The 25,005-nt window shown below is 65.0% G+C and carries 25 protein-coding genes; 4 read left to right on the forward strand and 21 right to left on the reverse strand.

What is annotated here, in order from left to right:
* The first annotated feature begins 49 nt into the window (after positions 1-49).
* Both LZA78_RS03975 and LZA78_RS03980 read left to right on the forward strand, forming a co-directional pair.
* Positions 50-268 (forward strand): hypothetical protein, encoded by a 219-nt coding sequence (locus LZA78_RS03975; RefSeq protein ID WP_233675646.1) that lies wholly within the window; start codon positions 50-52, stop codon positions 266-268.
* Between the two features lie 65 nt (positions 269-333).
* Positions 334-1,539, forward strand: coding sequence for a UbiH/UbiF family hydroxylase (locus tag LZA78_RS03980; RefSeq protein ID WP_233675647.1), 1,206 nt, complete (start codon positions 334-336; stop codon positions 1,537-1,539).
* Positions 1,540-1,684: 145 nt separating this feature from the next.
* Here LZA78_RS03980 and urtE read toward each other — a convergent pair whose 3' ends face one another.
* From urtE to LZA78_RS04055, 15 genes are all read right to left on the reverse strand, one after another.
* Positions 1,685-2,380, reverse strand: a complete 696-nt coding sequence (urtE, locus tag LZA78_RS03985; protein ID WP_233675648.1) for an urea ABC transporter ATP-binding subunit UrtE — start codon at positions 2,378-2,380, stop codon at positions 1,685-1,687.
* 2 nt (positions 2,381-2,382) lie between these two features.
* Positions 2,383-3,123: an urea ABC transporter ATP-binding protein UrtD gene (urtD, locus tag LZA78_RS03990; RefSeq protein WP_233675649.1), complete on the reverse strand. Its 741-nt coding sequence runs from the start codon at positions 3,121-3,123 to the stop codon at positions 2,383-2,385.
* Complete coding sequence (urtC, locus tag LZA78_RS03995; protein ID WP_233675650.1) at positions 3,120-4,349, reverse strand: urea ABC transporter permease subunit UrtC; 1,230 nt, start codon at positions 4,347-4,349, stop codon at positions 3,120-3,122. The genes urtD and urtC overlap by 4 nt, the downstream gene beginning before the upstream one ends.
* A gap of 3 nt (positions 4,350-4,352) precedes the next feature.
* A complete protein-coding gene (gene urtB / locus LZA78_RS04000) occupies positions 4,353-6,341 on the reverse strand; it encodes an urea ABC transporter permease subunit UrtB (protein ID WP_233675651.1) in 1,989 nt (662 codons plus the stop codon).
* 61 nt (positions 6,342-6,402) lie between these two features.
* The gene (gene urtA / locus LZA78_RS04005) at positions 6,403-7,665 is read right to left on the reverse strand and encodes an urea ABC transporter substrate-binding protein (protein WP_438811055.1); all 1,263 of its coding nucleotides are present in this window, start codon (positions 7,663-7,665) and stop codon (positions 6,403-6,405) included.
* 260 nt (positions 7,666-7,925) lie between these two features.
* On the reverse strand, positions 7,926-8,561 hold the full coding sequence (gene ureG, locus LZA78_RS04010) for an urease accessory protein UreG (RefSeq protein WP_233675652.1): 636 nt from the start codon (positions 8,559-8,561) through the stop codon (positions 7,926-7,928).
* Entirely contained in the window at positions 8,558-9,202 is a 645-nt protein-coding gene (locus tag LZA78_RS04015; protein WP_233675653.1) for an urease accessory protein UreF, read from the reverse strand. The genes ureG and LZA78_RS04015 overlap by 4 nt, the downstream gene beginning before the upstream one ends.
* Positions 9,189-9,683, reverse strand: coding sequence for an urease accessory protein UreE (locus LZA78_RS04020; protein WP_233675654.1), 495 nt, complete (start codon positions 9,681-9,683; stop codon positions 9,189-9,191). Before LZA78_RS04020 ends, LZA78_RS04015 begins: the two co-directional genes overlap by 14 nt.
* Before the next feature lie 8 nt (positions 9,684-9,691).
* Positions 9,692-11,398: an urease subunit alpha gene (ureC, locus tag LZA78_RS04025; RefSeq protein ID WP_233675655.1), complete on the reverse strand. Its 1,707-nt coding sequence runs from the start codon at positions 11,396-11,398 to the stop codon at positions 9,692-9,694.
* The gene (locus LZA78_RS04030) at positions 11,398-11,703 is read right to left on the reverse strand and encodes an urease subunit beta (protein WP_233675656.1); all 306 of its coding nucleotides are present in this window, start codon (positions 11,701-11,703) and stop codon (positions 11,398-11,400) included. Before LZA78_RS04030 ends, ureC begins: the two co-directional genes overlap by 1 nt.
* A complete protein-coding gene (locus LZA78_RS04035) occupies positions 11,700-11,894 on the reverse strand; it encodes a hypothetical protein (RefSeq protein WP_233675657.1) in 195 nt (64 codons plus the stop codon). Before LZA78_RS04035 ends, LZA78_RS04030 begins: the two co-directional genes overlap by 4 nt.
* Positions 11,895-11,905: 11 nt before the next feature.
* Positions 11,906-12,208 (reverse strand): urease subunit gamma, encoded by a 303-nt coding sequence (locus tag LZA78_RS04040; RefSeq protein ID WP_233675658.1) that lies wholly within the window; start codon positions 12,206-12,208, stop codon positions 11,906-11,908.
* Positions 12,209-12,221: 13 nt separating this feature from the next.
* Entirely contained in the window at positions 12,222-13,037 is an 816-nt protein-coding gene (locus LZA78_RS04045) for an urease accessory protein UreD (RefSeq protein WP_438811052.1), read from the reverse strand.
* 141 nt (positions 13,038-13,178) lie between these two features.
* A complete protein-coding gene (locus LZA78_RS04050; RefSeq protein WP_233675659.1) occupies positions 13,179-13,637 on the reverse strand; it encodes an Lrp/AsnC family transcriptional regulator in 459 nt (152 codons plus the stop codon).
* Positions 13,634-14,092, reverse strand: a complete 459-nt coding sequence (locus tag LZA78_RS04055) for an Lrp/AsnC family transcriptional regulator (protein WP_233675660.1) — start codon at positions 14,090-14,092, stop codon at positions 13,634-13,636. The genes LZA78_RS04050 and LZA78_RS04055 overlap by 4 nt, the downstream gene beginning before the upstream one ends.
* Before the next feature lie 125 nt (positions 14,093-14,217).
* On the opposite strand from LZA78_RS04055, the gene ilvC reads away from it, so the two are divergent.
* Positions 14,218-15,240 (forward strand): ketol-acid reductoisomerase, encoded by a 1,023-nt coding sequence (ilvC, locus tag LZA78_RS04060; RefSeq protein ID WP_233675661.1) that lies wholly within the window; start codon positions 14,218-14,220, stop codon positions 15,238-15,240.
* An 80-nt stretch (positions 15,241-15,320) separates the two neighbouring features.
* Positions 15,321-15,707 (forward strand): hypothetical protein, encoded by a 387-nt coding sequence (locus LZA78_RS04065; protein WP_233675662.1) that lies wholly within the window; start codon positions 15,321-15,323, stop codon positions 15,705-15,707.
* Positions 15,708-15,740: 33 nt separating this feature from the next.
* Here LZA78_RS04065 and glmM read toward each other — a convergent pair whose 3' ends face one another.
* The 6 genes from glmM to glyS all read right to left on the reverse strand — a co-directional run bounded on the left by glmM (position 15,741) and on the right by glyS (position 25,004).
* Positions 15,741-17,087, reverse strand: a complete 1,347-nt coding sequence (gene glmM, locus LZA78_RS04070) for a phosphoglucosamine mutase (protein WP_233675663.1) — start codon at positions 17,085-17,087, stop codon at positions 15,741-15,743.
* Entirely contained in the window at positions 17,084-18,103 is a 1,020-nt protein-coding gene (gene folP, locus LZA78_RS04075) for a dihydropteroate synthase (protein WP_233675664.1), read from the reverse strand. The genes glmM and folP overlap by 4 nt, the downstream gene beginning before the upstream one ends.
* Before the next feature lie 38 nt (positions 18,104-18,141).
* Positions 18,142-19,059 carry a dihydroneopterin aldolase gene (locus LZA78_RS04080; RefSeq protein WP_233675665.1) on the reverse strand — a complete coding sequence of 306 codons (918 nt, stop codon included), beginning with the start codon at positions 19,057-19,059 and terminating at the stop codon, positions 18,142-18,144.
* An 88-nt stretch (positions 19,060-19,147) separates the two neighbouring features.
* Positions 19,148-19,825 carry a cell wall hydrolase gene (locus LZA78_RS04085; protein ID WP_233675666.1) on the reverse strand — a complete coding sequence of 226 codons (678 nt, stop codon included), beginning with the start codon at positions 19,823-19,825 and terminating at the stop codon, positions 19,148-19,150.
* Between the two features lie 224 nt (positions 19,826-20,049).
* Positions 20,050-22,593 (reverse strand): putative PEP-binding protein, encoded by a 2,544-nt coding sequence (locus LZA78_RS04090; RefSeq protein ID WP_233675667.1) that lies wholly within the window; start codon positions 22,591-22,593, stop codon positions 20,050-20,052.
* A 125-nt stretch (positions 22,594-22,718) separates the two neighbouring features.
* Positions 22,719-25,004 (reverse strand): glycine--tRNA ligase subunit beta, encoded by a 2,286-nt coding sequence (gene glyS, locus LZA78_RS04095; RefSeq protein WP_233675668.1) that lies wholly within the window; start codon positions 25,002-25,004, stop codon positions 22,719-22,721.
* Position 25,005 lies beyond the last annotated feature (1 nt).

Consider the following 25,005-nt stretch of genomic DNA (forward strand, 5'->3'; position numbering starts at 1 on the left):
CGCTAGAAGACCCGTGCTGTCAGGGAGACAGCCCTTGGGAGACATTGCCATGACCATGACGACCGCCGAATTCGGCGCAGAGCTTGCGCACGCCACGGAAGAGCACAAGCAAATCAAAGCTTCGACCATGTACCTGCTCGCCCTGCTGATCCTCGTGATCACCGGCGCCATGGTTGCGGTCTTCGGCCTCGGCGGCCTGATCCTGACCGCTGTCGTCGCAAGCTGGGTGATCCTTGCGTTCCTCGTGCTGCTGACCGCGGGCGGCTGATTGCCTCCCTCGCCTCTGGTCTTCCGCCGCGCCGCCGCTAGAATGCGCGCAAACGGAGAATGCCCATGGCCGAGCAAGCGATCCAGACCGACGTACTGATTTCCGGGGGCGGTGTGGCGGGCCTGACCGCAGCCGCCGCCTTCGGAGCGGCCGGTTTCACCACGATCTGCGTGGACCCGACCCGCCCGGTCACGACTGAGACCGACCCCGGTGCCGACCTGCGCACCACGGCGTTCCTACATCCGTCGCGCAAAGTGCTCGAAAGCTCGGGCCTGTGGGAGCGACTGGCCCCCTTCGCAGCCCCCCTTCAGATAATGCGGATCATCGACGCCGGCGGCGCCGAGTCCGAAGCCCGCCTGACCCGCGATTTCGACGCCTCGGATATCTCGGACGAACCCTTTGGCTGGAACCTCCCAAACTGGCTTCTGCGCCGCGAGATGGTGGCACGCCTTGCCGAGCTGCCGCTGGTCGATTTCCGCCCTGGTGTCGCGACCACCGGCCTTGTCACCCGCGAAACCGGGGCCGAGGTCACCCTGTCCGACGGAACCCGCGTCACCGCGCGTCTGGTCGTCGCCGCCGACGGGCGCAACTCGTTCATCCGCGAGGCATCGGGCATCCCCGTCAAGACCACGCGCTACGGCCAGAAGGCGCTTGCCTTCGCCGTCACCCACCCGGTTCCACACAACAACGTCTCGACCGAGATCCACCGCTCCGGCGGCCCTTTCACCCTCGTCCCCCTGCCCGACCGCGATGGCAGCCCCTCGTCGGCCATCGTCTGGATGGAACGCGGCGCCGAGGCCGAACGCCTCGCCGCCCTCCCCACAGATGAATTCGAAGCCGCGATGAACGCGCGCTCAACCGGCGTCCTCGGGCAGCTCACCCTTGCGACCCGCCGCTCGGTCTGGCCGATGATGACGCAGATCGCGGCGAGCTTCACCGCGCAACGCGTGGCACTCATCGCCGAGGCCGCCCATGTCATCCCGCCGATCGGTGCGCAGGGGCTGAACATGTCGCTCGCTGATCTCACCTGCCTGCTCGATCTGTGCGAAAAAGACCCCGCCCAGATCGGCGAGCCTGCCATGCTGGCGTCCTACAATCGCCGCCGCTGGCCCGAGGTCAAGGCGCGCGAAATTGGCATCGACCTGCTTAATCGCGCCTCGATGGTCGAGGCCCGCCCGCTCCGCGATCTGCGCGCGGCGGCCCTTGGTGCGCTCTACAGCCTCAAGCCCGTCCGCAAGACGCTGATGCGCGCCGGGCTGGGTGTACGCTAAACTGACCGCGCAAGGGGGCGCTGCCCCCTCGGGCTACGCCCTTACCCCCGGGATATTTGAACAAAGCCGAAAGGCGCACGCTCTTTCGGCTTTGCAATAAATATCCCGGGGTGAATTCGACGCAGTCGAAGAGGGGCAGAGCCCCTCAGACGCTGACCACCTCGCGCAGGGCGTCGCGCGTCAGCGTTTCCTTCGTGCCTTCCATCGCCACAGCGCCGCGTTTGAGCACGTAGAAGCGGTCGCCGAGGTCATGGGCAAAGTCGAAATACTGCTCGACCAGGATGATCGCCATATCGCCCTTTTCGCGCAGGTAGCTGATTACCCGACCGATCTGCTGGATGATGTTGGGCTGGATGCCCTCGGTCGGTTCGTCCAGCAACAGGAGTTTCGGCTTGGTAAGCATCGCCCGTGCGATGGCCAACTGTTGTTGCTGGCCGCCCGACAGGTCGCCTCCGCGGCGGTGCAGGAACTCCTTCAGGATCGGGAACAGCTCGTAGATCTCATCGGGGATGAAATGCTCCGCGCGCGGCAGGCAGGCGAAGGCGGTCTCCATGTTCTCCTGCACAGTCAGGAGCGGGAAGATCATCCTCCCTTGCGGCACATAGCCCACGCCACGACGGGCCATGGCCTGCGGCGGAACCCGAGCAACGCTTTCGCCATCCAGGATCAGCTCGCCACCTGAGCGTGGATGAGTGCCCGAAATCGCCTTCAGCAGCGAAGTCTTGCCGACCCCGTTCGTGCCCATGATGCAGGTCACCTCGCCGGCGCGGGCCTCCATGTCGATCCCGTGCAGGATTTGCGAGCCGCCGTAATGGAGCGTCAGTCCCTTTGTTTGCAGCATTCCTATCGCCCCAGATAAACTTCGATGACCTGCGGATTGGCCGTGACGTGATCAAGCGAGCCTTCGGCCAGAACCGAGCCCTCGTGCAGCACGGTCACCTTGCAGTTCAGCCGCCGCACGAATTCCATGTCATGCTCGACCACCACGACCGCGCGGGTCTTGGCCAGTTCAACGAGCAGCGCCGTTGTCTGCTCGCGCTCGGCCAGCGTCATGCCCGCAGCGGGTTCGTCGACCAGCAGCAGGCGCGGCTCCTGCGCGAGCAACATGCCGATTTCGAGCCATTGCTTTTGACCATGCGACAGCTCACCTGACTTGCGCTCAAGCTGATCGCCCAGGCCGACCTCGGTCGCCAGCGCCTCGACCCGTGCGTGATCTAGGGCAGCCGCGCGCCAGAACAGCACCTTCCAGGGGCTGCGATTGGCCTTGAGCGCCATCATCAGGTTCTCGGCCACAGACTGATCCTCGAACACGGTCGGGCGCTGGAACTTGCGCCCGATGCCTGCCCGTGCTATCTGCGCCTCGTTCATGCGCAGCAGGTTCACAGACCGCTCGCCCCAGAGCACGCGACCCTCGTTTGGGCGGGTCTTGCCGGTGACGATATCCATGAAGGTCGTCTTGCCTGCCCCGTTCGGGCCGATCACCGCGCGCAGTTCTGCCTCGGCGATCGAAAAGCTCAGATTGTTGATCGCCCGGAAGCCGTCGAAAGTGACAGAGATACCGGACACTTCGAGAAGCTGGCTCATTCCACCGCCTCCTGTTCACGCAGCGATCCGTCGCTTGGCCCCATTGGCGTGCCGCCGCGCTTGGGCGGGCGCAGGCCTTGGAAAAGATCGACCAGACCGGCCAGCCCCTTCGGCGCAAACAGCGTCACCAGCACGAAGCTGAGGCCCAGAAGCACCGACCACCAATCGACCCATTTGACCGTGTAGAAGCCAAGGTTCAGATCGGGCGCGCGCCCACCGGTGAACCAGGTCGAGACGAGCGAGACGAACGCCGCGCCGACCACCGCGCCGTAAAGCCGCCCGCGCCCGCCAATCGCCACCCAGACCGCGAGGTAGATCGAGGCGATCGGGGCCATTTCGGCCGGGTTGATGATGCCCGCCTGCGGGTAATAAAGCGCACCCGCGATGGCCGCGATCACGGCGGTCAGGGTGAATACGAAAAGCTTGTAGCCCTCGACCGAGTAGCCAAGGAAGCGCACCCGCGCCTCGTCATCGCGGATCCCGCGAATGACCGAGCCGAACTTGCCCGATACGATGAAGGCGGCGACCAGATAGCCCAGACCAAGCGCCAGCGCCGAGACCCAGAGGAACCACACCGACAGCGCATCCTGCCCCACGGCATCGAGGCCGGGGATGTTTTGCAGACCCGAAAGGCCGTTATTGCCGCGCAAGCCGCTGTCGTTCTGGAAGAGGTAGAGCGAGAGCGCCAGCGTCATCGCCTGGGTCAGGATCGACAGATACACCCCCGTCACGCGCGACTTGAACGCGAGCCAGCCGAAGACGAAGGCCAGAATCCCCGGCACCAGCACCACCAGCGCCAGCTGTGCCGGAAGCGATCCGGCAAGGCTCCAGACGGCAGGCAATTCGCTTGCCCCAACCACGCCGAAGATCTGCGTGGCGATGGCGTCTTGCAGCTCTTGCGGGGTCATCGGCAACACGCCCCCGGCCGAGCTGAGCACGATCTCGCGGGTGCGGGCATACATCAGCCACATGCCGACCATGTAGCCGCCAAGCCCGAAGAAGGCGAAATGCCCAAGGCTCAGGATGCCCGTATAGCCCCAGATCAGGTCCATCGCGATGGCGATCAGGCACAGGCACAGCGTTTTGCCGAGCGTCTTGACCATCGAGGTCGAGATGACGCCGCTGCCATAAGCCTCGGACAGGAAGGTCACGCCAAGGGTGAAGACCGCAAGGATCAGGATGAAGGTCAGAACCGAGGGGTTCTTGGACAGAAAACCGGGTTTCATGGCTCAATCCCCCGCGGCCCGGCCCTTGAGCGCGATGATCCCGCGCGGCCGGAACTGGATGAAAACGATGATGAACAGGATCATGTAGGTCTGCGCCGCCAGCGTGTTCGACGGGTTCAGCCACTCGATCCCCTTTTGCAGCGTGCCGATCAGGGTAGCGCCCGCGAGCGTACCCCAGATATTGCCCACGCCGCCCACGACGACCGTCATGAAGCTTTGCACGATGTAGTCGGACCCCAGCTCGGAAGTCACCTTGGCGAACAGCCCGATGGCGACGCCCGCAATTCCGGCGATGCCCGAGCCAAGCCCGAAGGTCAGCATGTTGATCTTGTCGGGGTTGATCCCCATCGAGGCCGCCATCGAGGGGTTTTGCGTGACTGCGCGTACCTCAAGCCCCAGCCGGGTGCGCTTCATCACGAAGAGGAAGATCCCTAGGAAGACCAGCGCCAGAACGAAGATCGCGATGCGGATATAGCTGATCGAGACCACGTCATTGAGCACCCAGGCCCCGTCAAGCCACGAGGGCGCCGTCAGCGGGCGGGCCTGCGTGCCGAAGATGTTCTTGAAGATCTGCTGCAACGCGATCGAGATGCCGAAAGTGGCCAGCAGCGTCTCAAGCGGGCGCTTGTAGAGGTGACGGATCACCAGCCGCTCCATCGTCACGCCTGCAAGAAAGGTCACCGCGAAGGCCAGCGGCAGCGCGACCAGGATCGAAGTCGTGTAATCCGAGATATAGAGCTGCACGACATAGCCGGTATAGGCGCCCATTGTGATGAACTCGCCATGCGCCATGTTGATCACGCCCATCACGCCAAAGGTGATGGCAAGGCCGATGGCGGCGAGGAAGTAGATCGAGGCGAGAGACAGCGCATCGAGGCCGAGGTCGGCGGCCTGCATGACGCCCACCTTCATCTCGATCCCCTTCATCGCCTCTCTGGCGGCGGTTGTGACGGCGGCGTCGGGTTCCGCGTAAAGATCGGCGTAGCGATGCGCGGCGACGGCGGCAGTAACCTCGTCATCGGTCGCGCCCGCGGGCACCTTTCCGGCCTGCTCAAGCGCGGTATAGGCCGCGTCGCGCCGCGCGGGGTCATCAAGTTCCGCGACCGGGATGCCTGCAACCGCGCCATTCTCGACATTGGCCTCAAGCGCCGCGCGCAAGGCCGCGCGGGTCAGCCGCGCGGGCGCAAGCCCCTCGGCCACGAGGATGGCATAGGCCTCTTCTTCGTTGATATGGCGGCCAGGGCGCAGTTCTTCGGCGATATTACCCTCGGGCGCGCCCTTGAACGCCTTGCGGGTGGTGACCAAGAGCGGGTTGATCGCGCCGCGCAAATCCAGCCCGAGGTCCGAGCCGAAGCCCTCAATCGCGGCCACGCGACGCTCGGTCGAGATGCCGTAGCGGATGGTCAGAAGCCCCTCGAGGCGTTCCTTCTGCGCGCGGATGGCCGGGTCGGTCTCGTTGTCGATGGCGGCGCGCAGCGGCTCGATATGCTCGGCCCCGCCATCGCGCGCCAACGAATCCAGCGCGGCGCGGCGCTTGGCCGGATCGGGGTCGTTCAACTGGAACTCGACCAGCGCCGAGGCGATCAGACCGCGCACGCCCGAGTTGGGCTTGAGTTCCGAAATCTCGGATTTCGGTGCCGTGCCCGCATCGGCCCCGGTCGCCGGGTCGGTCAGCGCATAGCCGTCCTTGGTCTTCTCGATGAGGAAGAAGGCGCCATCGGCGCGCTGGCCCACGCGCTTGTCGGCCCAGGCCTCCAGAAACGCGGGCGCGCCCGGCCCTGCGGCACCGATGGCCGCGATCACGGGGCCGATGGTCTGACGCGAGGGCTTGGCAATCTGATCCGCATTCTCGGCCAAGACGGCGGCCAACCCGGTCAGCGCGGGGGCCTCGACAGTTTCGACCGGAACGGGTGTTTGGGGTGCGCTATCCTGCGCGAAGGTGGGTAGCGCGAGGCAAAGGCTTGCCGTCAGCGCGAGTAAGGTGGTGCGCATTCCTGCCCCCAAGGGAAGTCGGTGGCGGGAGGGGGCGAACCCCCTCCCCTGTCTCACGAAATCAGTAGTTCGATTTCAGCTGGACGCAGGTCTTGGTCTCGGTGTTGTACATCCCGCACTTGAGATCTTTCCAATCCGATTCCAGCACGGCCGATTCCGGCAGGAAGTCGGTCCAGGCATCGCCCGGAACCGGGTCGGTCTGCGAGATGATGTCGAACTGGCCGTCATCCTTGATCTCGCCGATCAGCACCGGCTTGGTCAGGTGGTGGTTCGGCAGCATCTCGGCCTCGGAACCGGTCAGGTTCGGGAACTTCTGGCCGATCATCGCATCCGAAACGGCGTCAACCTCGGTGGTTCCGGCCTGCTCGACGGCATTCACCCACATGTTGAAGCCGATATAGGTGGCTTCCATCGGGTCGTTGGTCACGCGCTCTTCGCCCATGGTGGCTTTCCACGCCTTGACGAATTCCTCGTTCGCGGCGCTTTCGGCCGACTGGAAGTAGTTCCAGGCCGCCAGGTGACCTACGAGGTTGGTGGTGTCGAGACCCGACAGCTCTTCCTCGCCCACCGAGAAGGCGACAACCGGGATATCGTCGGCCGAGATACCGGCAGCGGCGAGTTCCTTGTAGAAGCCGATGTTGGCATCGCCGTTGATGGTCGAGATCACGCCGACCTTCTTGCCGTCCGCGCCAAGCGCCTTGACGTCAGCCACGATCTTCGACCAGTCCGAGTGACCGAAGGGCGTGTAGTTCACGAAGATATCCTCTTTCGCGATGCCCTTTTGCTGCAGGTAGGACTCGAGGATGTTGTTCGTGGTGCGCGGATAGACGTAGTCGGTGCCGAGCAGCGCGAACTTCTCGACGCCAAGCTCTTCGAGGAAGTAATCCACCGCCGGGATCGCCTGCTGGTTCGGCGCGGCGCCGGTGTAGAACACGTTCTTCGACGATTCCTCACCCTCGTACTGGACCGGGTAGAAGAGCAGGCCGTTCAGTTCCTCGATCACCGGCAGAACCGACTTGCGCGACACCGAGGTCCAGCAGCCGAAGATCACGTCGACATCGTTCACGGTCAGCAGCTCACGCGCCTTTTCAGCGAACAGCGGCCAGTCCGAAGCCGGGTCAACCACGACGGCCTCAAGCTGCTTGCCCAGGATGCCGCCCTTCTTGTTCTGCTCGTCGATCATCATCAGGACGGTGTCCTTCAGAGTCGTCTCCGAGATGGCCATGGTGCCGGTCAGCGAGTGCAGCACGCCCACCTTGATCGTGTCGCCCTCGGCCAGCGCGCCGCCCGCCGTGAAGAGCGTGGCCATTGCGGCGCTGAGCATGTATTTGCGGATCCCTGTCATTTCTGTCCCTCGTTCTGTTCGGCGTCCCTGTCCCTGCGACGGGCGGCGAATGTGGCAGCTTTTTTCCGTGCGACCTCGCGTCGCGCACCTAGGGAACCCTTGCCGCAGCGCAGCAGCAAGCATCGGCGACCACTGGATAACCGACCCGCGCACGGCCCGGTTGATTTTGCAAAAAATTTGGGCAGCACCATCGGCACCGCCCAATTATTGACCTCAGGAATGAGATATCTGTCGCGAATCTATCCCGAATGGTCGCTCAAAACCGCCAGTTTGAGCCCCCCTTCGCGCTCCAGAAAGCTCACGATTTCAGCAACGCCCTTCCCCTGCCGCAGCTGCGCAAGCACATAAGGGCGCGGCCCGCGCGCCGTTTTGGTGTCACTTTCCAGCAGGGTCACATCCACGCCCACGTAAGGCGCAAGGTCGGTCTTGTTCACCACGAGAAGGTCTGAGCGTGTCACCCCCGGCCCTCGCTTGCGCGGAATGTCCTGCCCGGCGGCCGTGTCGATCACATAGATCGTCAGGTCGGCCAGTTCCGGGCTGAAGGTGGCCGCAAGGTTGTCGCCCCCGCTCTCGATCAGCACGAGATCGAGATCGGGAAAGGCCCGGTTCAGATCGGCGATGGCCGCGAGGTTGATCGAGGCATCCTCGCGGATCGCGGTATGCGGGCAGCCCCCAGTCTCGACGCCCCGGATCCGCTCGGCAGGCAGGACCTGCGCACGCATCAGCGCCTCGGCATCCTCGCGCGTATAGATGTCATTCGTCACCACCGCCATTGAGCAGCGATGGGCCAGCGCGCGGCAAAGCTGCTCGGTCAGGGTGGTCTTGCCTACACCCACCGGGCCGCCAATGCCCACGCGCAAGGGTCCGTTCGTCATGTCTTGAAGATCCTTACGTCCAGAGTTTCATGCGCCATCGCCCCAATCTCGGCCCGGAACGCCGACGAGGCAAGGCGGTCGGTACCAGCGCCGGTGGCACGGGTGGCAATCTCGGCGATGACGCCATGCAACCCCGCCAGCACGCGCTGCCCCGCCGATTGTCCCAAAGGGATAAATCTGACCCCCGCCGAAACGAGGTTGGAGGCGAAAGAATGCAGGAAAAGTGCAATGACCTGTTGCGGCTCCAGCCCCAGATCGCGCGCGGCCATACCAACGGCCACCGGCAATAGTGCAGCTATCGGCACCCCACCGGTCATCTCGGCGCGCGCCTTGGCGAAGGCCGCGCCCTGCTCTTCGGTCTCGCGCAGGCGCTCGGCCGAACCGGCCAAAGCGCGGGCGATGCCCGACAGTTCCTCGGCATTCTCACCGCGCAGGGTGCAGGCCAGCAGCACCGCGTCATTCCATCCCGCGCCGCGCGTCAGAATGTCGGTCAGCCATTCGGCCAACCCGTCCTCGCCGCGCACCTCACCGGCGGCAATCGCATGCTCCAGCCCGTGGCTATAGGCGAAGGCCCCGGTCGGGAAGGCTGGCGAGAGCCACTGAACAAGGCTCAGCAGCGCAAAGGGATCAGGCGTGGACATGGAACTGGCCCGGCCCATGCGAATGGCCGTGCCCGTGGTCATGCCCCATGGTCCGGCCCATGCCATAGGCGCCGCCCTCGGGCTGGAACGGCTCGACCGAGGCCGAAACCCTCGCGCCAAGCCCGCGCAGCATCCCTTCAAGGACGTGGTCAGCGCGGATCACCAGCCGGTCTTTCTCGATCTGACAGGGCGTGTGGCGGTTGCCGATGTGCCAGGCCAGACGCGGCAGATCGCCGGTGATGACCAGCACGGGCTCCAGCGCCGGGCGCACCTCGACGAAGCAGCCATCTTCGAGCACGAAAGCCTCGCCGCCAGTCAGGTTCGTGACCTCGGGCAGATCCACCAGAAACCCCGCACCCGAGGCCGTCACCAGCCGCTTGCGGCGCAGGAAGCGCCCCTCGTAATCCAGCGCCACCTGCTCTGCCGCACCTTGCCACTGGCCTTTGGCGGCCACCCGCGTCGCCTTGGGAAGATCGGTCATGTCAAACCTCAGAACAGGAAGTAGCGTTGCGCAAGCGGCAGAACCTCGGCCGGCTCGCAGGTCAGAAGCTCGCCATCGGCGCGCACCTCGTAGGTCTCGGGGTGAACGTCGATCTTCGGCGTCGCGGTGTTCAGCATCATCTGCGCCTTGCCAATGCCGCGCGTGCCCTTGACGGCCAGCAGCTCTTTCTCAAGCCCCAGCTTGCCCGCGATGCCGTCGGCCAGCGCGGCCTCCGACACGAAGGTCGCCGCCGTCGCCGTCAGCGCCTTGCCATAGGCGCCGAACATGTTGCGCGTATAGAAGGGTTGCGCCGGGATCGAACCGTTCGGGTCGCCCATCTGCGCCGAGATGATCATGCCGCCCATCAGCACCATCTCGGGCTTGGCACCGAAGAAGGCCGGGTTCCACAGCACGAGATCGGCGCGCTTGCCCACCTCGACCGAGCCGATATGGGCCGAGATGCCGTGGCAGATCGCAGGGTTGATCGTGTATTTCGCGATGTAACGGCGCACGCGCATGTTGTCATTCGCGCCGGTTTCCTCGGCCAGACGACCGCGCTGCTTCTTCATCTTGTCGGCGGTCTGCCAGCAACGGATGATGACCTCGCCCACGCGCCCCATGGCCTGACTGTCGGACGAGATGATCGACATCGCGCCCATGTCATGCAGGATGTCCTCGGCCGCGATGGTCTCCTTGCGGATGCGACTTTCGGCGAAGGCCACGTCCTCGGGCACCTTGTTGTCGAGGTGGTGGCAGACCATCAGCATGTCGAGATGCTCTTCCACCGTATTGCGCGTATAGGGCCGCGTCGGGTTGGTCGAAGACGGGATCACATTCGGCGCCGAGACCACCTTGAGAATATCGGGCGCATGCCCGCCGCCCGCCCCCTCGGTATGGAAGGCGTGGATGGTGCGGCCCTTGATGGCGGCCAGCGTATTCTCGACGAAACCGGATTCGTTGAGCGTGTCGGTGTGGATCATCACCTGCACGTCCATATCGTCGGCCACGCTCAGGCAGCAGTCGATCGCGCCGGGCGTGGTACCCCAGTCCTCATGCAGCTTGAGCGAGGACGCCCCCGCCTTCACCATCTCGACCAGCCCCTCGGGCAACGAGGCATTGCCCTTGCCCGACAGTGCGAGGTTCATCGGGAAGGCCTCGAAGCTCTGCAACATGCGCGAGATATGCCACGGCCCCGGCGTGCAGGTGGTGGCCAACGTGCCATGCGCGGGGCCGGTACCGCCGCCCAGCATGGTGGTCACGCCCGAGGCCAGCGCATCCTCGATCTGCTGCGGACAGATGAAGTGGATATGCGCGTCCATGCCGCCCGCGGTCAGGATCTTGCCCTCGCCCGCGATGATCTCGGTCGAGGGGCCGATGATGAGCGTCACCCCCGGCTGCGTGTCGGGGTTCCCCGCCTTGCCGATCCCGGCGATGCGGCCATCGCGCAGCCCCACGTCGGCCTTGTAGATGCCGGTGTGGTCCACGATCAGCGCGTTGGTTATGACGGTATCCATCGCCCCGCCCGCACGGCTGATCTGGGACTGGCCCATACCGTCGCGGATCACCTTGCCGCCGCCGAATTTCACCTCTTCGCCGTAAATCGTCAGGTCACGCTCGACCTCGATGATCAGGTCGGTATCGGCCAGGCGCAGCTTGTCGCCGGTCGTCGGGCCGAACATGTCGGCATAAGTCGCACGAGAGATCGTGGCGGGCATCAGAGTTCCCCCATCACTTTCTGGTTGAAACCAAAGACCTTGCGGGCGCCGCCATAGGGCACCAGACGAACCTCGCGGCTCTGGCCGGGCTCGAACCGCACGGCGGTGCCGGCGGCGATGTCCAGTCGGTATCCCCGCGCGGCCTCGCGGTCAAAGCTGAGGCCCGGGTTCGTCTCGGCGAAATGGTAATGCGAGCCCACCTGCACCGGGCGGTCGCCCGTATTGGCCACCATCAGCGTGATCGCCTCGGCACCCTCATTCAGGGTGATGTCGCCCTCGGCCGAGAAAATCTCGCCGGGGATCATTGGTCGCGGTCCTTGTTGCGCGCGATCCGCCGCCAGACCACGGTAGCGACGACCAGCGCGCCGATCACGACCATGGCGACATGGTCAGGCTCGCTCAGCAAATGGCGCAGGGTCAGCGCTTCGTGGCTGTGATCGGGATGGGCCAGCGCAGCCGAGGGCAGCAGGGCGGCAAGAGCGGCGAGTTTCTTCATGTCTGAACTCCTCAGCGGATCGGGTGGTGGACGGTCACAAGCTTGGTGCCATCGGGGAAGGTGGCCTCAACCTGGATCGAATGGATCATCTCGGGGATGCCGGCCATGCATTGCTCGGCGGTGATGACCTGCGCGCCGGCCTCCATCAGGTCGGCGACCGAGCGGCCCTCGCGCGCACCCTCGACCACGAAATCCGAGATGATGGCGATCGCCTCGGGATGGTTGAGCTTCACGCCGCGCGCCAGTCGGTTGCGGGCGACCATCGCGGCAAGGCTGATCAGCAGCTTGTCCTTTTCGCGGGGGGTCAGGTTCATCTTGTCCCTCTTGTCACAGTTGCCAGACGCGCGGCGGGGCGGCACCCCGACGCAGCGCGCCCATCAGTTTCAAAATCTGGCGGCGCAGCGGCCAGCCATCGGCGGCCAACAGGCGCACCACGCATTTTCCGTCATAGCCGGAGGCGGCGCCTTCGACGCCCGGCTCATTCAGTGCGGCCCGCGCGGCGCCGACCGCGTCCTCGGCCCCCGGCGCGCAAAGCACCAGCGTGGCGAAGGCCCGCGCGCCGCCCAGGATCGCCCCGTTCCCGGCGCGCGCCAGCGTCGCGGTGTCGAACAGTAGCGGCTCGATCAGCACGTGCTGGCCTGCCCGACGAATTTCGCGCCGGTCGCGGAAGGTCATCTGACCAACTGTCTCACCCATCGCGGCACGGCCCAGAACGACTGCCTCAAGCATCAGACAACCCGCATCCGGGGCCAGTTCGATCACCGTCTGACGGTCAAGATTTGAGCGGTCGAACAGGATCGTCTCTTGCGGTAACCAGTCGAGCCATCCGCCCGCCCCCACGCCATGCGTCACGCTAACCCGCGCGGGGCCTTGATCGGCACGATAGGCGCGCTCGGCCGCCTGTGTCGTGGCAACGGCGCGGGCGCCTTCCGTCAGATCGAGCGCATAAGACAGCGTATCGCCCGAGGTCAGCCCGCCCGAGGTATTCAAAAACACGACCTCGGGCACGCCGCGTACGCGCGGCAAAAGCGCCTTGGCCGAGCCCTTCTGGCGCAGACCGGCCAGACGCGCGCCCGCGAAGGCCACGGCGGCTTCGCCATGGCTGCGCTGCATCTGAACTGGCTGGGTGGTTACGTCGAACATCGGGCCCTCTCGCCCCGATCCAATCCGCAGCGGTGGGTATAGGTCCATCGTCGGGGCACAACGCCGCGAGCGCGCGCGTGGCGCAAGGCGGCAAATGCCCGTCATTAAGGCGAACAGCGAAAAATTTGAGCGACGCGCAAACTACCCCAACGGCCCCGGCCGACGTTCCTCGGACAGCACCACGTTGGCCTCAACCTGCCCCACGCCCGGCAAGGTCATCACACGCCGCCGCAGCACGCGCTCAAAATCCGCGATATCGCGGGCGCGCACCTTGAGGCGGTAGTCGAACAGCCCCAACACGTGCTGCACGACCTGCACCTCGGGGATGGCGGTGGCGGCGCGCTCGAAATCCTCAAGGCTGACACGCCCCTTGGTCGCCAGCTTGATCCCGAGGAACACCGTCACGCCAAAGCCAAGCGCCGCCGGGTCGATCAACAGCCGCCGCCCCGCCAGAATGCCCGCATCCTGAAGCCGCTTGATCCGCCGCCAGCAGGCCGGCTGCGACAGACCCAACTGCCGCCCCATGGCCCCGGCGCTGACCGTGGCATCCGCTGAGAGCGCCCGCAGGATCGCTCGGTCGGTATCGTCGAGCGCGATCATAGCGGCAACTCCGGGCTGTCCTTGATCGTCGAGATCAGCATCAGAGCATCGGTGTCGGCGATATGCGGCAGGGTCAGGATGCGCGTGCGGTAGATCTCCTGGTAATGCGGCATGTCGCGGGCGATGACGTTCAGGCGCACATCGGTCTGACCTAGGAAGGTCTGGATTTCGAGCACCTCGGGCACCTCGCGCGCGGCGGCGATGAATTCGTCGAAAGCGCGCGGATGCGTCTTGTCGAGGGTGAAGCGCAGGCTCACCTCGACCTCCCAACCAAGGGCGCGCCAGTCGATTACGGCCTGTTCGCCCAGGATCACCCCGCCTTCGCGCATCTTCTCGACCCGGCGCCAGCAGGTGGCGGCGGTCACGCCCGCACGCTCTGCCAGTTCGGCCATGGCCAGACCGGGATCAGCCAGCATCTGCCGCAGAATGCGCCGATCCGTATCGTCAACCTGCATGAATCTTTCACCTATCATAAATAGCGAGCATGACTTTTATCTACATGAGGCAAAATTAGCAAGTATTGAACGCTATTTCGGCGAAGACTCTCTATTCTGCCGCCATCAACCAATGGAGGACCGCCATGCGCGTGTACTATGATCGCGATTGCGATGTGAACCTGATCAAGGACAAGAAAGTCGCCATTCTGGGCTACGGCTCGCAGGGCCACGCCCATGCGCTGAACCTGCGCGACTCGGGCGCCAAGAACGTCGCCATCGCGCTGCGCGAAGGCTCGGCCTCGGCCAAGAAGTGCGAAGCCGAGGGCCTGACCGTCATGGGTATCGCCGAAGCCGCCGCCTGGTGTGACGTGATCATGTTCACCATGCCCGACGAACTTCAGGCCGAGACCTACAAGAAATACGTCCACGACAACCTGCGTGAAGGCTCGGCGATCGCGTTCGCCCACGGCCTGAACGTCCACTTCGGCCTGATCGAGCCGAAGCCCGGCATCGACGTCATCATGATGGCTCCGAAAGGCCCGGGCCACACCGTGCGCGGCGAATACACTAAGGGCGGCGGCGTGCCGTGCCTGTTCGCGGTCCACAACGACGCGACCGGCAAGGCGCAGGACATCGCTCTGTCCTACTGCTCGGCCATCGGTGGCGGCCGCTCGGGCATCATCGAGACCAACTTCCGTCAGGAATGCGAAACCGACCTGTTCGGCGAGCAGGCCGTGCTGTGCGGCGGTCTGGTCGAGCTGATCCGCATGGGCTTCGAAACCCTCGTGGAAGCTGGCTACGAGCCGGAAATGGCCTATTTCGAGTGCCTGCATGAAGTGAAGCTGATCGTGGACCTGATCTACGAAGGCGGCATCGCGAACATGAACTACTCGATCTCGAACACCGCCGAGTATGGCGAGTATGTCTCGGGCCCGCGCATTCTGCCCTACGAGCAGACCAAGAAAGCGATGAAGGACGTCCTGACCGACATCCAGACCGGCAAGTTCGTGCGTGACTTCATGCAGGAAAACGCTGTTGGCCAGCCCTTCTTCAAGGCCACCCGCCGCATCAACGACGAGCACCAGATCGAGCAGGTCGGTGCCAAGCTGCGCGCCATGATGCCTTGGATCGCCAAGGGCAAGATGGTGGACAAGGCCCGCAACTAAGCTACGGCCATTCGCATCACCGGGGGCGCCTTGCGGGGCGCCCCTTTTCTTTCTAGGGTCGCCGCCAAAGGAGACACCCGATGGACATGCCGCAAAAAGAGCTCGACGCGATCGCCGCCGAACGCGCGAAAATCTTTACGCCGAAATGGTTTGCGCGCCTGCTTTCAGGTCGCCTGAGCCCTGGTGACACGTTCTGGCTGGGCAACTATGGCATCCTGCTATGGGTCGTGCCCGCGCTGGTGATGCTGGCGATGATCCTCGCGATGTCTAACCCGGTCGCGATGCTGCCGACGCTACAGGTCTTTGCGGGGATCATGGGGATCTACCGCATCGCCATCCTGCGGGCGCTGATCGCTGCAACCGTCTCGACGCCCGGCCCGAAGGGCTGGCGCATCACCGGCATCCTCTGGACGCTCGCGGAGGCCGCAGGGCTTCTGGGTTATGCTTGGATGAGCCTCTCGGCGTAAACCGTTCGCGAAAATGGGATTTGGCAGACAGCCTCAGGCCGTCGCCGCCTCCACCGCCGCAACGATTCCATCCACCGCCTGCGTCAGGATCGCCTCGTCCTCGCATTCCGCCATGACGCGGATCAGAGGCTCGGTTCCCGACTTGCGGATCAGCAACCGGCCCTTTCCGGTCAGGCTGGCCTCGGCCTCAGCTATCACTTTTCGAACATTATCAGCGCTCAGAGGTTCCTGGCCCGCCTGATAACGCACATTTTTCAACAATTGTGGGACAGTCTCGAACTGCCGCACCAGTTCCGAGGCGCGTAACCCCGTTTCCGCCATAGCGGCGAGGAATTGCAGCCCGGCCATCAAGCCGTCGCCCGTGGTGGCATAATCGGTCATGACGATATGACCCGATTGCTCGCCGCCTAGGTTGAAACCGCCCTCGCGCATTCGCTCTACCACGTAGCGGTCGCCAACCTTCGTGCGCTCCAGCCGGAGGCCACGACCGTCCAGGAAGCGTTCCAGCCCAAGGTTCGACATCACCGTCGCCACCAGCGTCCCGCCGCGCAAAAGCCCGGCATCGGCCCAACGGCAGGCAAAAAGCGCCATGATCTGATCGCCGTCAGCCACGCGCCCGGTCTCATCCAGGATCATCACCCGGTCCGCATCGCCATCGAGCGCGATGCCCAGATCGGCGCCATGGGCGACCACGGCCTCGGCCGCGGTCTGGGTGTAGGTCGAGCCGCATTTATCGTTGATATTCGTGCCATTCGGGCTGACGCCGACCGGGATCACCTCGCAGCCAAGTTCCCACAGAACCTCGGGCGCGGCCTTATAGGCGGCGCCATTGGCGCAATCGACAACAACCTTGAGGCCGCTCAGACGCCCTCGCGCCGGGAAAGTGGTCTTTGCATACTCGACATAGCGCCCCAGCCCGTCATCGATGCGCTTCGCGCGCCCGATGTTCATCGGCTGCGCCAGACGGATCTCGCCCGCGACGATGGCCTCGATCTCGGCCTCGGCCTCATCCGACAGCTTGAACCCGTCCGGCCCGAAGAACTTGATGCCGTTGTCCTTGGCCGGGTTGTGGCTGGCCGAGATCATGATGCCCAGATCGGCGCGCATCGAGCGGGTCAGATAGCCCACCGCCGGCGTCGGCACCGGGCCGAGCAACAGCACGTTCATCCCCGTCGAGGTCAGACCCGCCGTCAGCGCGTTCTCCAGCATATAGCCCGAGAGGCGCGTGTCCTTACCGATCACCACGCGGTGCCGGTCCGAGCTGTCGCGCCGGAAGTAGCGCCCCGCCGCGCCGCCGAGACGCAGCGCCATCTCGGCGGTCATCGGCCAGCTGTTGGCCTCGCCGCGCACGCCGTCAGTGCCGAAAAGCTTTCTGCTCATTCCTCGTAACCCTCTGTTATTGCGCGCCAGAGCCGCAGCCCCTGCGCGATTTCGGCCACATCGTGCACGCGGTGGATCTGCGCACCCTGCCCCAGCCCCATCAGAGTGACCGCCAGGGTTCCGGGAGCGCGGGCGTCGGCCGCCTCGGTCCCGCCGATGGTCCCGATGAAACGCTTGCGTGACACGCCCAGCAGGATCGGGCAGCCGAGCGCATGAAACAAGCTCAGCCCGCGCAAGAGCGTCAGGTTGTGCTGGAGCGTCTTGCCAAAGCCGATGCCGGGATCGACCACGATCCGGTCGCGCAGGATGCCGCTGGCCTCGGCCAGTTCGATGCGCTCTTCGAGGTAGTCGTAGACATCAAGCAGCACATCGCCATAGCTCGGGTCATCCTGCATGGTCTCGGGCAGGCCCTGGGCATGCATCAGGCAGATCGGCAGACCGGTGATCGCGGCCAATTCCGCCATCGCCGGGTCAAACTCCATCGCCGAGACATCGTTGAGCATATCCGCCCCGGCCTCGACCGCCGCATCACCGACCATCGCCTTGCGGGTATCGATGGAAATCGGGGCCGAGAAGCCCTCGTCACGCAGGGCCGCGATGACCGGCGCCGTGCGCTCGATTTCCTCATCCTCGGGCACTTCCTGCGCGCCGGGGCGGGTGGATTCGCCGCCGATATCGAGAATATCGGCCCCCGCCTCGATCAGCGTCTCGGCACGTTCCAGCGCGGCGTCGAAATCGTCGAAACGCCCTCCGTCCGAAAAACTGTCAGGCGTCAGGTTCAGGATACCCATGATCTTGGGGCTTTCCATGCCCAGACCCGCCACGGGCGCACGGCGCGCTGTCAGGCGCTCGGCCACGTCAAAGGGCAGATGCACGGCGGGGATGATCTCGCGCGCGCCGCCCCGGGCGATCTGCTCGACCTCGGTGAACCAGGCCCAGCCGCCGGCAAGGGTCAGCGCCTCATCGGGGCGCGCAGCATCGGTCTGAACAATCGGACGATAATAGAGCTTTTCCATGCGCCCCTTTGAGCGCAAGCGCCCGGCCTTGGCAAGGCTCAGAGCGCCTTGCGCAGCACCGGCACGCGGCTTCCTGCCGGAACTGAAACATCCCCGTGAAGCTCCAGCCGCTCGGCGGCCATCTGCTCGGCCAGCCATAGCGATAGTGCCACCGCATCGCGCGCCGAGCCCTTCGGGCCATCCACGGCATCAAGAACGATCTTCGAGGGCGCCCAGACCACCATCTGGCCATGCTTCATCGCCCAGTCGATCTCGGTCCGGGTCGCGACGACGACACAACGCGGATCGCGCGCGGCCAGAACCCAGGCGTTCTGCTCGATCGCCAGCAGGTCGATGCGGCGCTGCGTCGGGCGCTGGCCGGTCTCGGGCAGCGCAATATCAGGCAGACCGACCGTCAGGATCACAGGCGCACCGCCCGCCTGAAGTGCATCGAGCCGCGCGCCCAGATCTTCGGCCGCAATCGCGGCGTTCGACAGATAGGCCACAACCGGATGCAGCGCTTCGGCCCCGTGCTCATCGCTCGTGTGCACCGGAAGGCTGGCGCGCGAGCGCACGATCTCGACCCCAAGCGCGCCGGGGCCGCGGTCAAGCTTTTCGATCCGCACGAAGACGCGCATCGACTGGGGTTCGGCCAGGATACGCTCGGCCACGCGTTCAGCCAGCGTTTCCAGAAGGTTAAGACGCTCGTCGGCCAGTTCCGAGGCGATTGCTTCGGTGATCCGGTCATAGGAGAGGATGCGATCCACGTCATCCTCAAGCGGAGTCGGCGCGGCGCGCACTTCTACCACGACGTTGAAGCGCAGCCGCTGCGTGTGGCCGCGTTCCTGCTGAAACGCCCCGATATCAGCGCTAACGATATGGTCACGCAGGCTGATCCGGTCGCGCGGGTCCGCCGTCGCCGAGGCCAGCGCCCGCTCTTCGGGATGGGCAAAGGCAAGGGAAATATCGCTGGTCACTGGGCGCTCCGTTCCGTTCGGCGGGACTATAGAAAAAGGGTGGGCCAAGGCCCACCCCGAAACGTCACGCAAGTGGCCGTTCGCGACCTCAGTTCGAGGCCGTCCGCAGCGGCGCGCGGTAGAAGATATGCGCCCCGATCCGCGCCGTTTTCACGAAACGCTTGGACCAGGAGGGACGCACGGCGGGCGTATGGAAATAGGTCGCTCCGTCCGTCAGATCGCGCGGCGCGCCATCCAGCATTGCACGGGCGATCTTTTCGATGGAGGCATAGACGGTGGCATTGCGGATCGCGTCCGACTTGCCATCACAGACCCAGCTGAACTGGCAGCCCCGGCTGTTGCCCTGATGGACAACACCGCAAACCGTCTTGGGGAACTGCGGATCATCTACGCGGTTAAGGATCACCTCGGCCACGGCCACCTGCCCCTCGACGCCCTCACCGCGGGCCTCGTGGTAGACAGCCTGAGCAAGGCATTGGAATTGCTCACCCCCGGTCGCGGCGGGCTGAGTCTCCAGCCATTCCGCGGTGATTTGCGCCGGCACGCCTTTGGCGCCCTTCGCACGAGGGGTTGTGGTGAGCGCGGTTATGCGACTCGCCGAGAGTGCGCCCAGACCCGAGCGCTCCTGCACCAGCATCGAAACCAGCTCTTGGGCCGGCATCCCCGAGGGATCATTCGACTGGCTTACCGTAACTTCGGCACGCAAGCCTCCGGCAAGGGCCAGGAGGACAACAGCGCCCCCCGTCCAGCTTTTCAGCACTGACATGTTTATCTTCCGATAAGGACAATCGCCCCGGCCGAAGCCGCGACCGGCATGCGTTATCCCGCTCGGGCGGATATGTCCACCCAGCGATCAGAAAATAGACGGCTCACGCCACAAAAGTGGCGGTTTCTTGCCTATAGGGGGAGGTGATTCGCTTTCGCGGACCATACCTACGAATACCCACTAGATTTTGTTAGCGCCAGTAGAATCGGAGGGTTTTTTAACGATTAGAGCCATGTACGGTTCTTCGGCGCGAGCAGCGCGAAATGCGCCGCCGCGAGGCGTGCAACCGGCACCCGGAAGGGCGAGCACGAGACGTAATCGAAGCCCGCAGCCCGGCAGAAGGCTATCGATTCGGGGTTGCCGCCATGTTCGCCGCAGACCGAGATCGTGACATCTTCGCTCACCGCACGGCCCCGCCCTGCCCCGATCAGGAGCAACTCGCCCACGCCCTCGACGTCGAGAATGTGGAACGGATCCTCGGCATAGACGCCCTGATTGACATAGGTCGACATGAAGCGCCCGGCATCGTCGCGCGACAGGCCGTAGGTCATCTGCGTCAGGTCGTTCGTGCCGAAAGACAGGAAATGCGCATGTTCGGCAATCTCGCCCGCGCGCAACGCGGCGCGCGGCGTTTCCACCATGACACCGAGGCGATAGGTGAACTCGGCCTTCATCTCGGTCTTCACGGCGGAAGCAACAGCGTCGATCCGGGTCTTGACGATCTCGACCTCGCGCGCGGCGGAGACGAGCGGAATCATCACCTCGGGTACCACGGGGGCGCCGCGCCGGCTGGCCTCGACGGTCGCTTCAAAGATCGCGCGGGCCTGCATGTCGTAAATCTCAGGCACGGTCACGCCCAGACGAACGCCACGCATCCCCAGCATCGGGTTGAACTCGCTCAGTGCCTCGACGCGGCGGGTCACCTCGGAGAGCGGACGGTCGAGCGCCTCGGCCAGCTCACGCATCCCCTCGCGATCATGCGGCAGGAATTCGTGGAGCGGCGGGTCGAACAGGCGGATGCAGACCGGCAGGCCCGCCATGATGTCAAAGAGCGCCATGAAGTCTGCGCGCTGCATCGGCAACAGCCGCTCCAACGCCACACGGCGGTCATTGGCCGTATCGGCAAAGATCATCTCGCGCATCACCGTCAGGCGGTCTTCGTCGAAGAACATGTGCTCGGTCCGCGCAAGGCCGATACCCTCGGCCTCGAACATGCGCGCGGTGCGGGCGTCGTCGGGTGTGTCGGCATTGGCGCGCACGCCGATATCGCGCACGTTGTCGGCCCAGTGCAGCAGGGTGCGGAACCCGTCATCAAGCGCCGGCTCCAGCATCTCGGCGGCGCCGACCAGAACCTCGCCGTTGGTTCCGTCGACGGTGATCACCTCACCCTCGCGGAAGAGCCGCCCGGCAGGGCCACGGAAGACGCGCTCGCGCGGGTTGATCTGGATATCGGCGCAGCCCACGATACAGGGCAGGCCCAGACCGCGCGCGATCACCGCGGCATGCGAGGTCATGCCCCCCCGCTCGGTCAGCACGGCAACGGCCGCATGCATCCCGCGAATATCCTCGGGGACGGTTTCGCGGCGCACGAGGATACAACGTTCGTCCCGCGCGGCCGCGGCCTGCGCGGCAGCTGCGGTAAACACGATCTTGCCCGTCGCGGCCCCCGGAGAGGCACCAATCCCGCGCGCGATCCGGTCGCGCGGGGCACGCGGATCGACCTGGTAGTGCAGCAGTTCCGACAGCGCCCGCGGCTCGACGCGCAGCAGCGCATCCTCGCGCGAGATCACGCCATCCTCGGCCAGCGCCACCGCGATCTTGACGGCCGCGCGCGACGAGCGCTGCACCCGCACCGCGTCGATGATCGAGACCTTGCCGCTCTCGATGGCGAACTCCAGCTGCATTTCCTCGCGCAACCGCTCGCGGCAGGCATTGCCGTATCGCTTGAGTTCCTCGAACACCTCGGGCGATGTCTCCTCAAGCGAGGCACCGCGCGGGTCGCAGGTCAGATAGAGCGTCTCGACCGAGGCCTTGCGGCCCTGGCTTTGCCCCCGGAAACGCCCGGTGATGCGCGGCCCGCCGGTCACCGAATCCACGAATTGCATGGTGCCCGAGCCTGACAGCCCCGGCCCGATGCCAAGCGCCATCTCCTGCACGACCAGCCCCAGAACGGCGTCGATCGGCGCACCCTTGGCCTGACGCAAGAGGCGCGCGGTCGTGCCCTCCCATGCGCGGGCCATCGAGCGCAGCACCTCGCCCATCTGGCGGGCGGGGTCTTGCGGGAAAGGCTCGTCCATCTCGGCCTCATAGGCCGCAAGGGCGCGCGACAGCGCATCGGGGCCCGGCTCGTCATGGAACATGTCGGGGTCAAGCCGCGCCACGTGGGTCGCGTAATTCTGCACGAAGCGCAGATAGAGCGCATCGGCCGCCTCGCGCCCGTGGCTCTCGATCAGCGCCTGATGCACGATATCGTTCATGCCGACGTTCAGCACCGTCCCCGGCCCGCCCCATTCCGGGTTTTCCGGGCTCGAACGCACCGACACGAGGAAATTCGGCCCGAAAGACGCGGCAAGCGCGCGGGTATCGGGCATCTGGCCCGAGGCGATGGCGCGCACCGCCTCGCAGGGTAGCGCGATGGTGTGCGGCACGGGCAGATCAAGCCGGATCAGGCGCTGCAAGCATTTCGCGCGCCAGCCGTGGCGTGCGACCATCACGTCCGCGCCCGGCGAAAGCTCCACGAAATCTTCGAGTTCTTCATTTTTCTGCATTGCAGCGCGCCCCTAAGCCCCGTGCAGAATAGGCGGAAATCCGCCCCGCGCAAGTACGACAATTCGATGACCGGGGAAGGCGGCGGCCCGGCCGTTGCCGCTAGGGCACGGCCGGGCCGAAAGGCTTAGCCCTCGATGCGGGTCAGGTCGGCCACGCTCAGGCAGATCTGGCGGATGCGCGAGAGCAGATTGAGCCGGTTACGGCGCACGATCTCGTTGTCCGAGTTGATCTGAACGGCCTCGAAGAAGGCGTCGATCGGGGCGCGCAGGGCGGCCATGCCCCCCATGGCGGCACCGAATTCCTCGGCCTGCATCGCGGGGCCGATGGCGGCCTCGGCGGCGTCGAGCGCGGCGAACAGCGCGCGTTCCTCATCGCTTTCGGCGAATTTGGCATCGGCGCCAAAGCTGTATTCGACCCCGTCCTTGGCCTCGGCCTGGGACAGGATGTTGTTGGCGCGCTTGAAGCCCTGGATCAGGTTGCCGCCATCCTCGGTCTTGAGGAAGGCCGAAAGCGCCTCGGCCCGCTTGACAACCAGCGTCAGGTCATCAGAGCCGGGCATCGCCAGCACCGCGTCGATCACGTCGTGGCGAATGCCCTCGTCGCGCAGGTGGACCTTGAGGCGGTCGTGGAAGAAGGAGATGAGGTCATCTTCGTCATACGCTGCCGAAGGATTCCAGTTCTTCGCTCCAAGAACCAATTCTGCGATTTCATCTTTGCCCTCTGCTTTCAATCGCTCACCAGCGAATTCAATCAGCAAAAACTTCTTAAAGTTACGAAGCATTTTCGCTGGCACATTGGGGTCTTCTGCGCCAAATCGGCTCCATGTTTCGAGCCAATCAGCGCTTGTACCCGATGCCCGGGCTGAAAAAGCTTCGTCCAGAAGACGAAGAATAGATTGCTCCAAAACAGCGAGAAGATTCACCCGCACGCCATTCGCCAGCACCAGCCGGATCACCCCAAGCGCCGCGCGACGCAGGGCAAAGGGGTCTTTCGAGCCCGTAGGCTTCTCGTCGATGGCCCAGAACCCGGTCAACGTGTCGATCTTGTCGGCCAGCGCCACGGCCACCGTCACCGGCTCGCTCGGCACCTCGTCCGAGGGACCAAGCGGTGAGTAGTGGCCCTTGCAGGCTGCCGCAACTGCCTCGGGCAGGCCCGCCGCGCGGGCGTAATAGCTGCCCATCAGCCCCTGAAGTTCTGGAAATTCCCCCACCATGGCCGAGCGCAGGTCGGCCTTCACCACCCGCGCGGCCTCGGCGGCCAGATCGGGCGAGGCGCCGACCAGCGGCGCGATCTCGCGCGCCAGCGCCTCAATGCGCTCGATCCGCGCGGCCTGGCTGCCCAGCTTGTTGTGGAAAGTCACGTTGGCCAGGCCCGCGCCCATGCCCTCCAGCCCCTCGGTCTTGACGATGCGCAGATCGTGCTCCCAGAAGAACTTGGCATCCGACAGACGGGCCGAGAGCACCTTGAGGTTACCCTTGAGGATCGTCGCGCCATGGTCGGCGGTTTCGCGGTTGGCGACTGTGACGAAGCCCTCGATCCGGCCGGTTTTCGGGTTCTTCACCGAGAAGAATTTCTGGTGCTCTTTCATCGAGGTTTGCAGCACCTCGGGCGGCAGCGCGAGGAACTGATCGGCAATGTCGCCCATCAGCGCGACGGGCCATTCGACAAGGCCCGCAACCTCGGCCAGCAGGCCCGCATCCTCGACCAGCTCAAGCCCGCGCGCGAAGGCCAGCGTCTTGGCCTCGTGCCAGATCATCTCTTCGCGCTCGGCGCTGTCGAGGATGACCTTGGCGGCCTTCAGCTTGGCGGCGTAATCGTCAAAGCTCGACACCGCGAAACGGCCCGGCGCCATGAAGCGGTGGCCTTCGGTGGTGTTGCCCGAAACGATACCGTCCACGTCGAGCGGCACAACCTCGGCCCCGGCCTCGCTGGACAGGATGCACAGGATCGAGTGCAGCGGGCGCACCCAGCGCAGGCTGCCCGCGCCCCAACGCATCGACTTCGGCCAGGGGAAGTTGCGGATCGTCTTTTCCAGCACCTCGGCCACGATCTCGGGCGCGGCGCGGCCGGGCTTTTCGACCACGGCGAAATAGACCTGGCCCTTCTTGTCGTCGCGCACCTCAAGCTGCTCAAGCGTCAAGCCAGTCGAGCGCAGGAAGCCCTCGATGGCCTTCTCCGGCGCGCTGGTCGCGGGGCCCTTGCGTTCCTCGCGCAGGGTGGGGCTTTCGAGGCTGAGGCCTTCGATAGCCAGGCACAGCCGGCGCGGGGTCGAGAGCGCCTCGGCATGGGCGTAATGCAGCCCGGCCTCGACCAGCCCGTCGGTGACCAGTTTCTTCAGGTCCTCGCGGGCCTTCTTCTGCATCCGGGCGGGGATTTCCTCGGAGAAGAGTTCAATCAGAAGATCAGCCATG

It is taken from the genome of Rhodobacter flavimaris (genome assembly GCF_021378075.1).
Taxonomy (GTDB): domain Bacteria; phylum Pseudomonadota; class Alphaproteobacteria; order Rhodobacterales; family Rhodobacteraceae; genus Rhodobacter; species Rhodobacter flavimaris.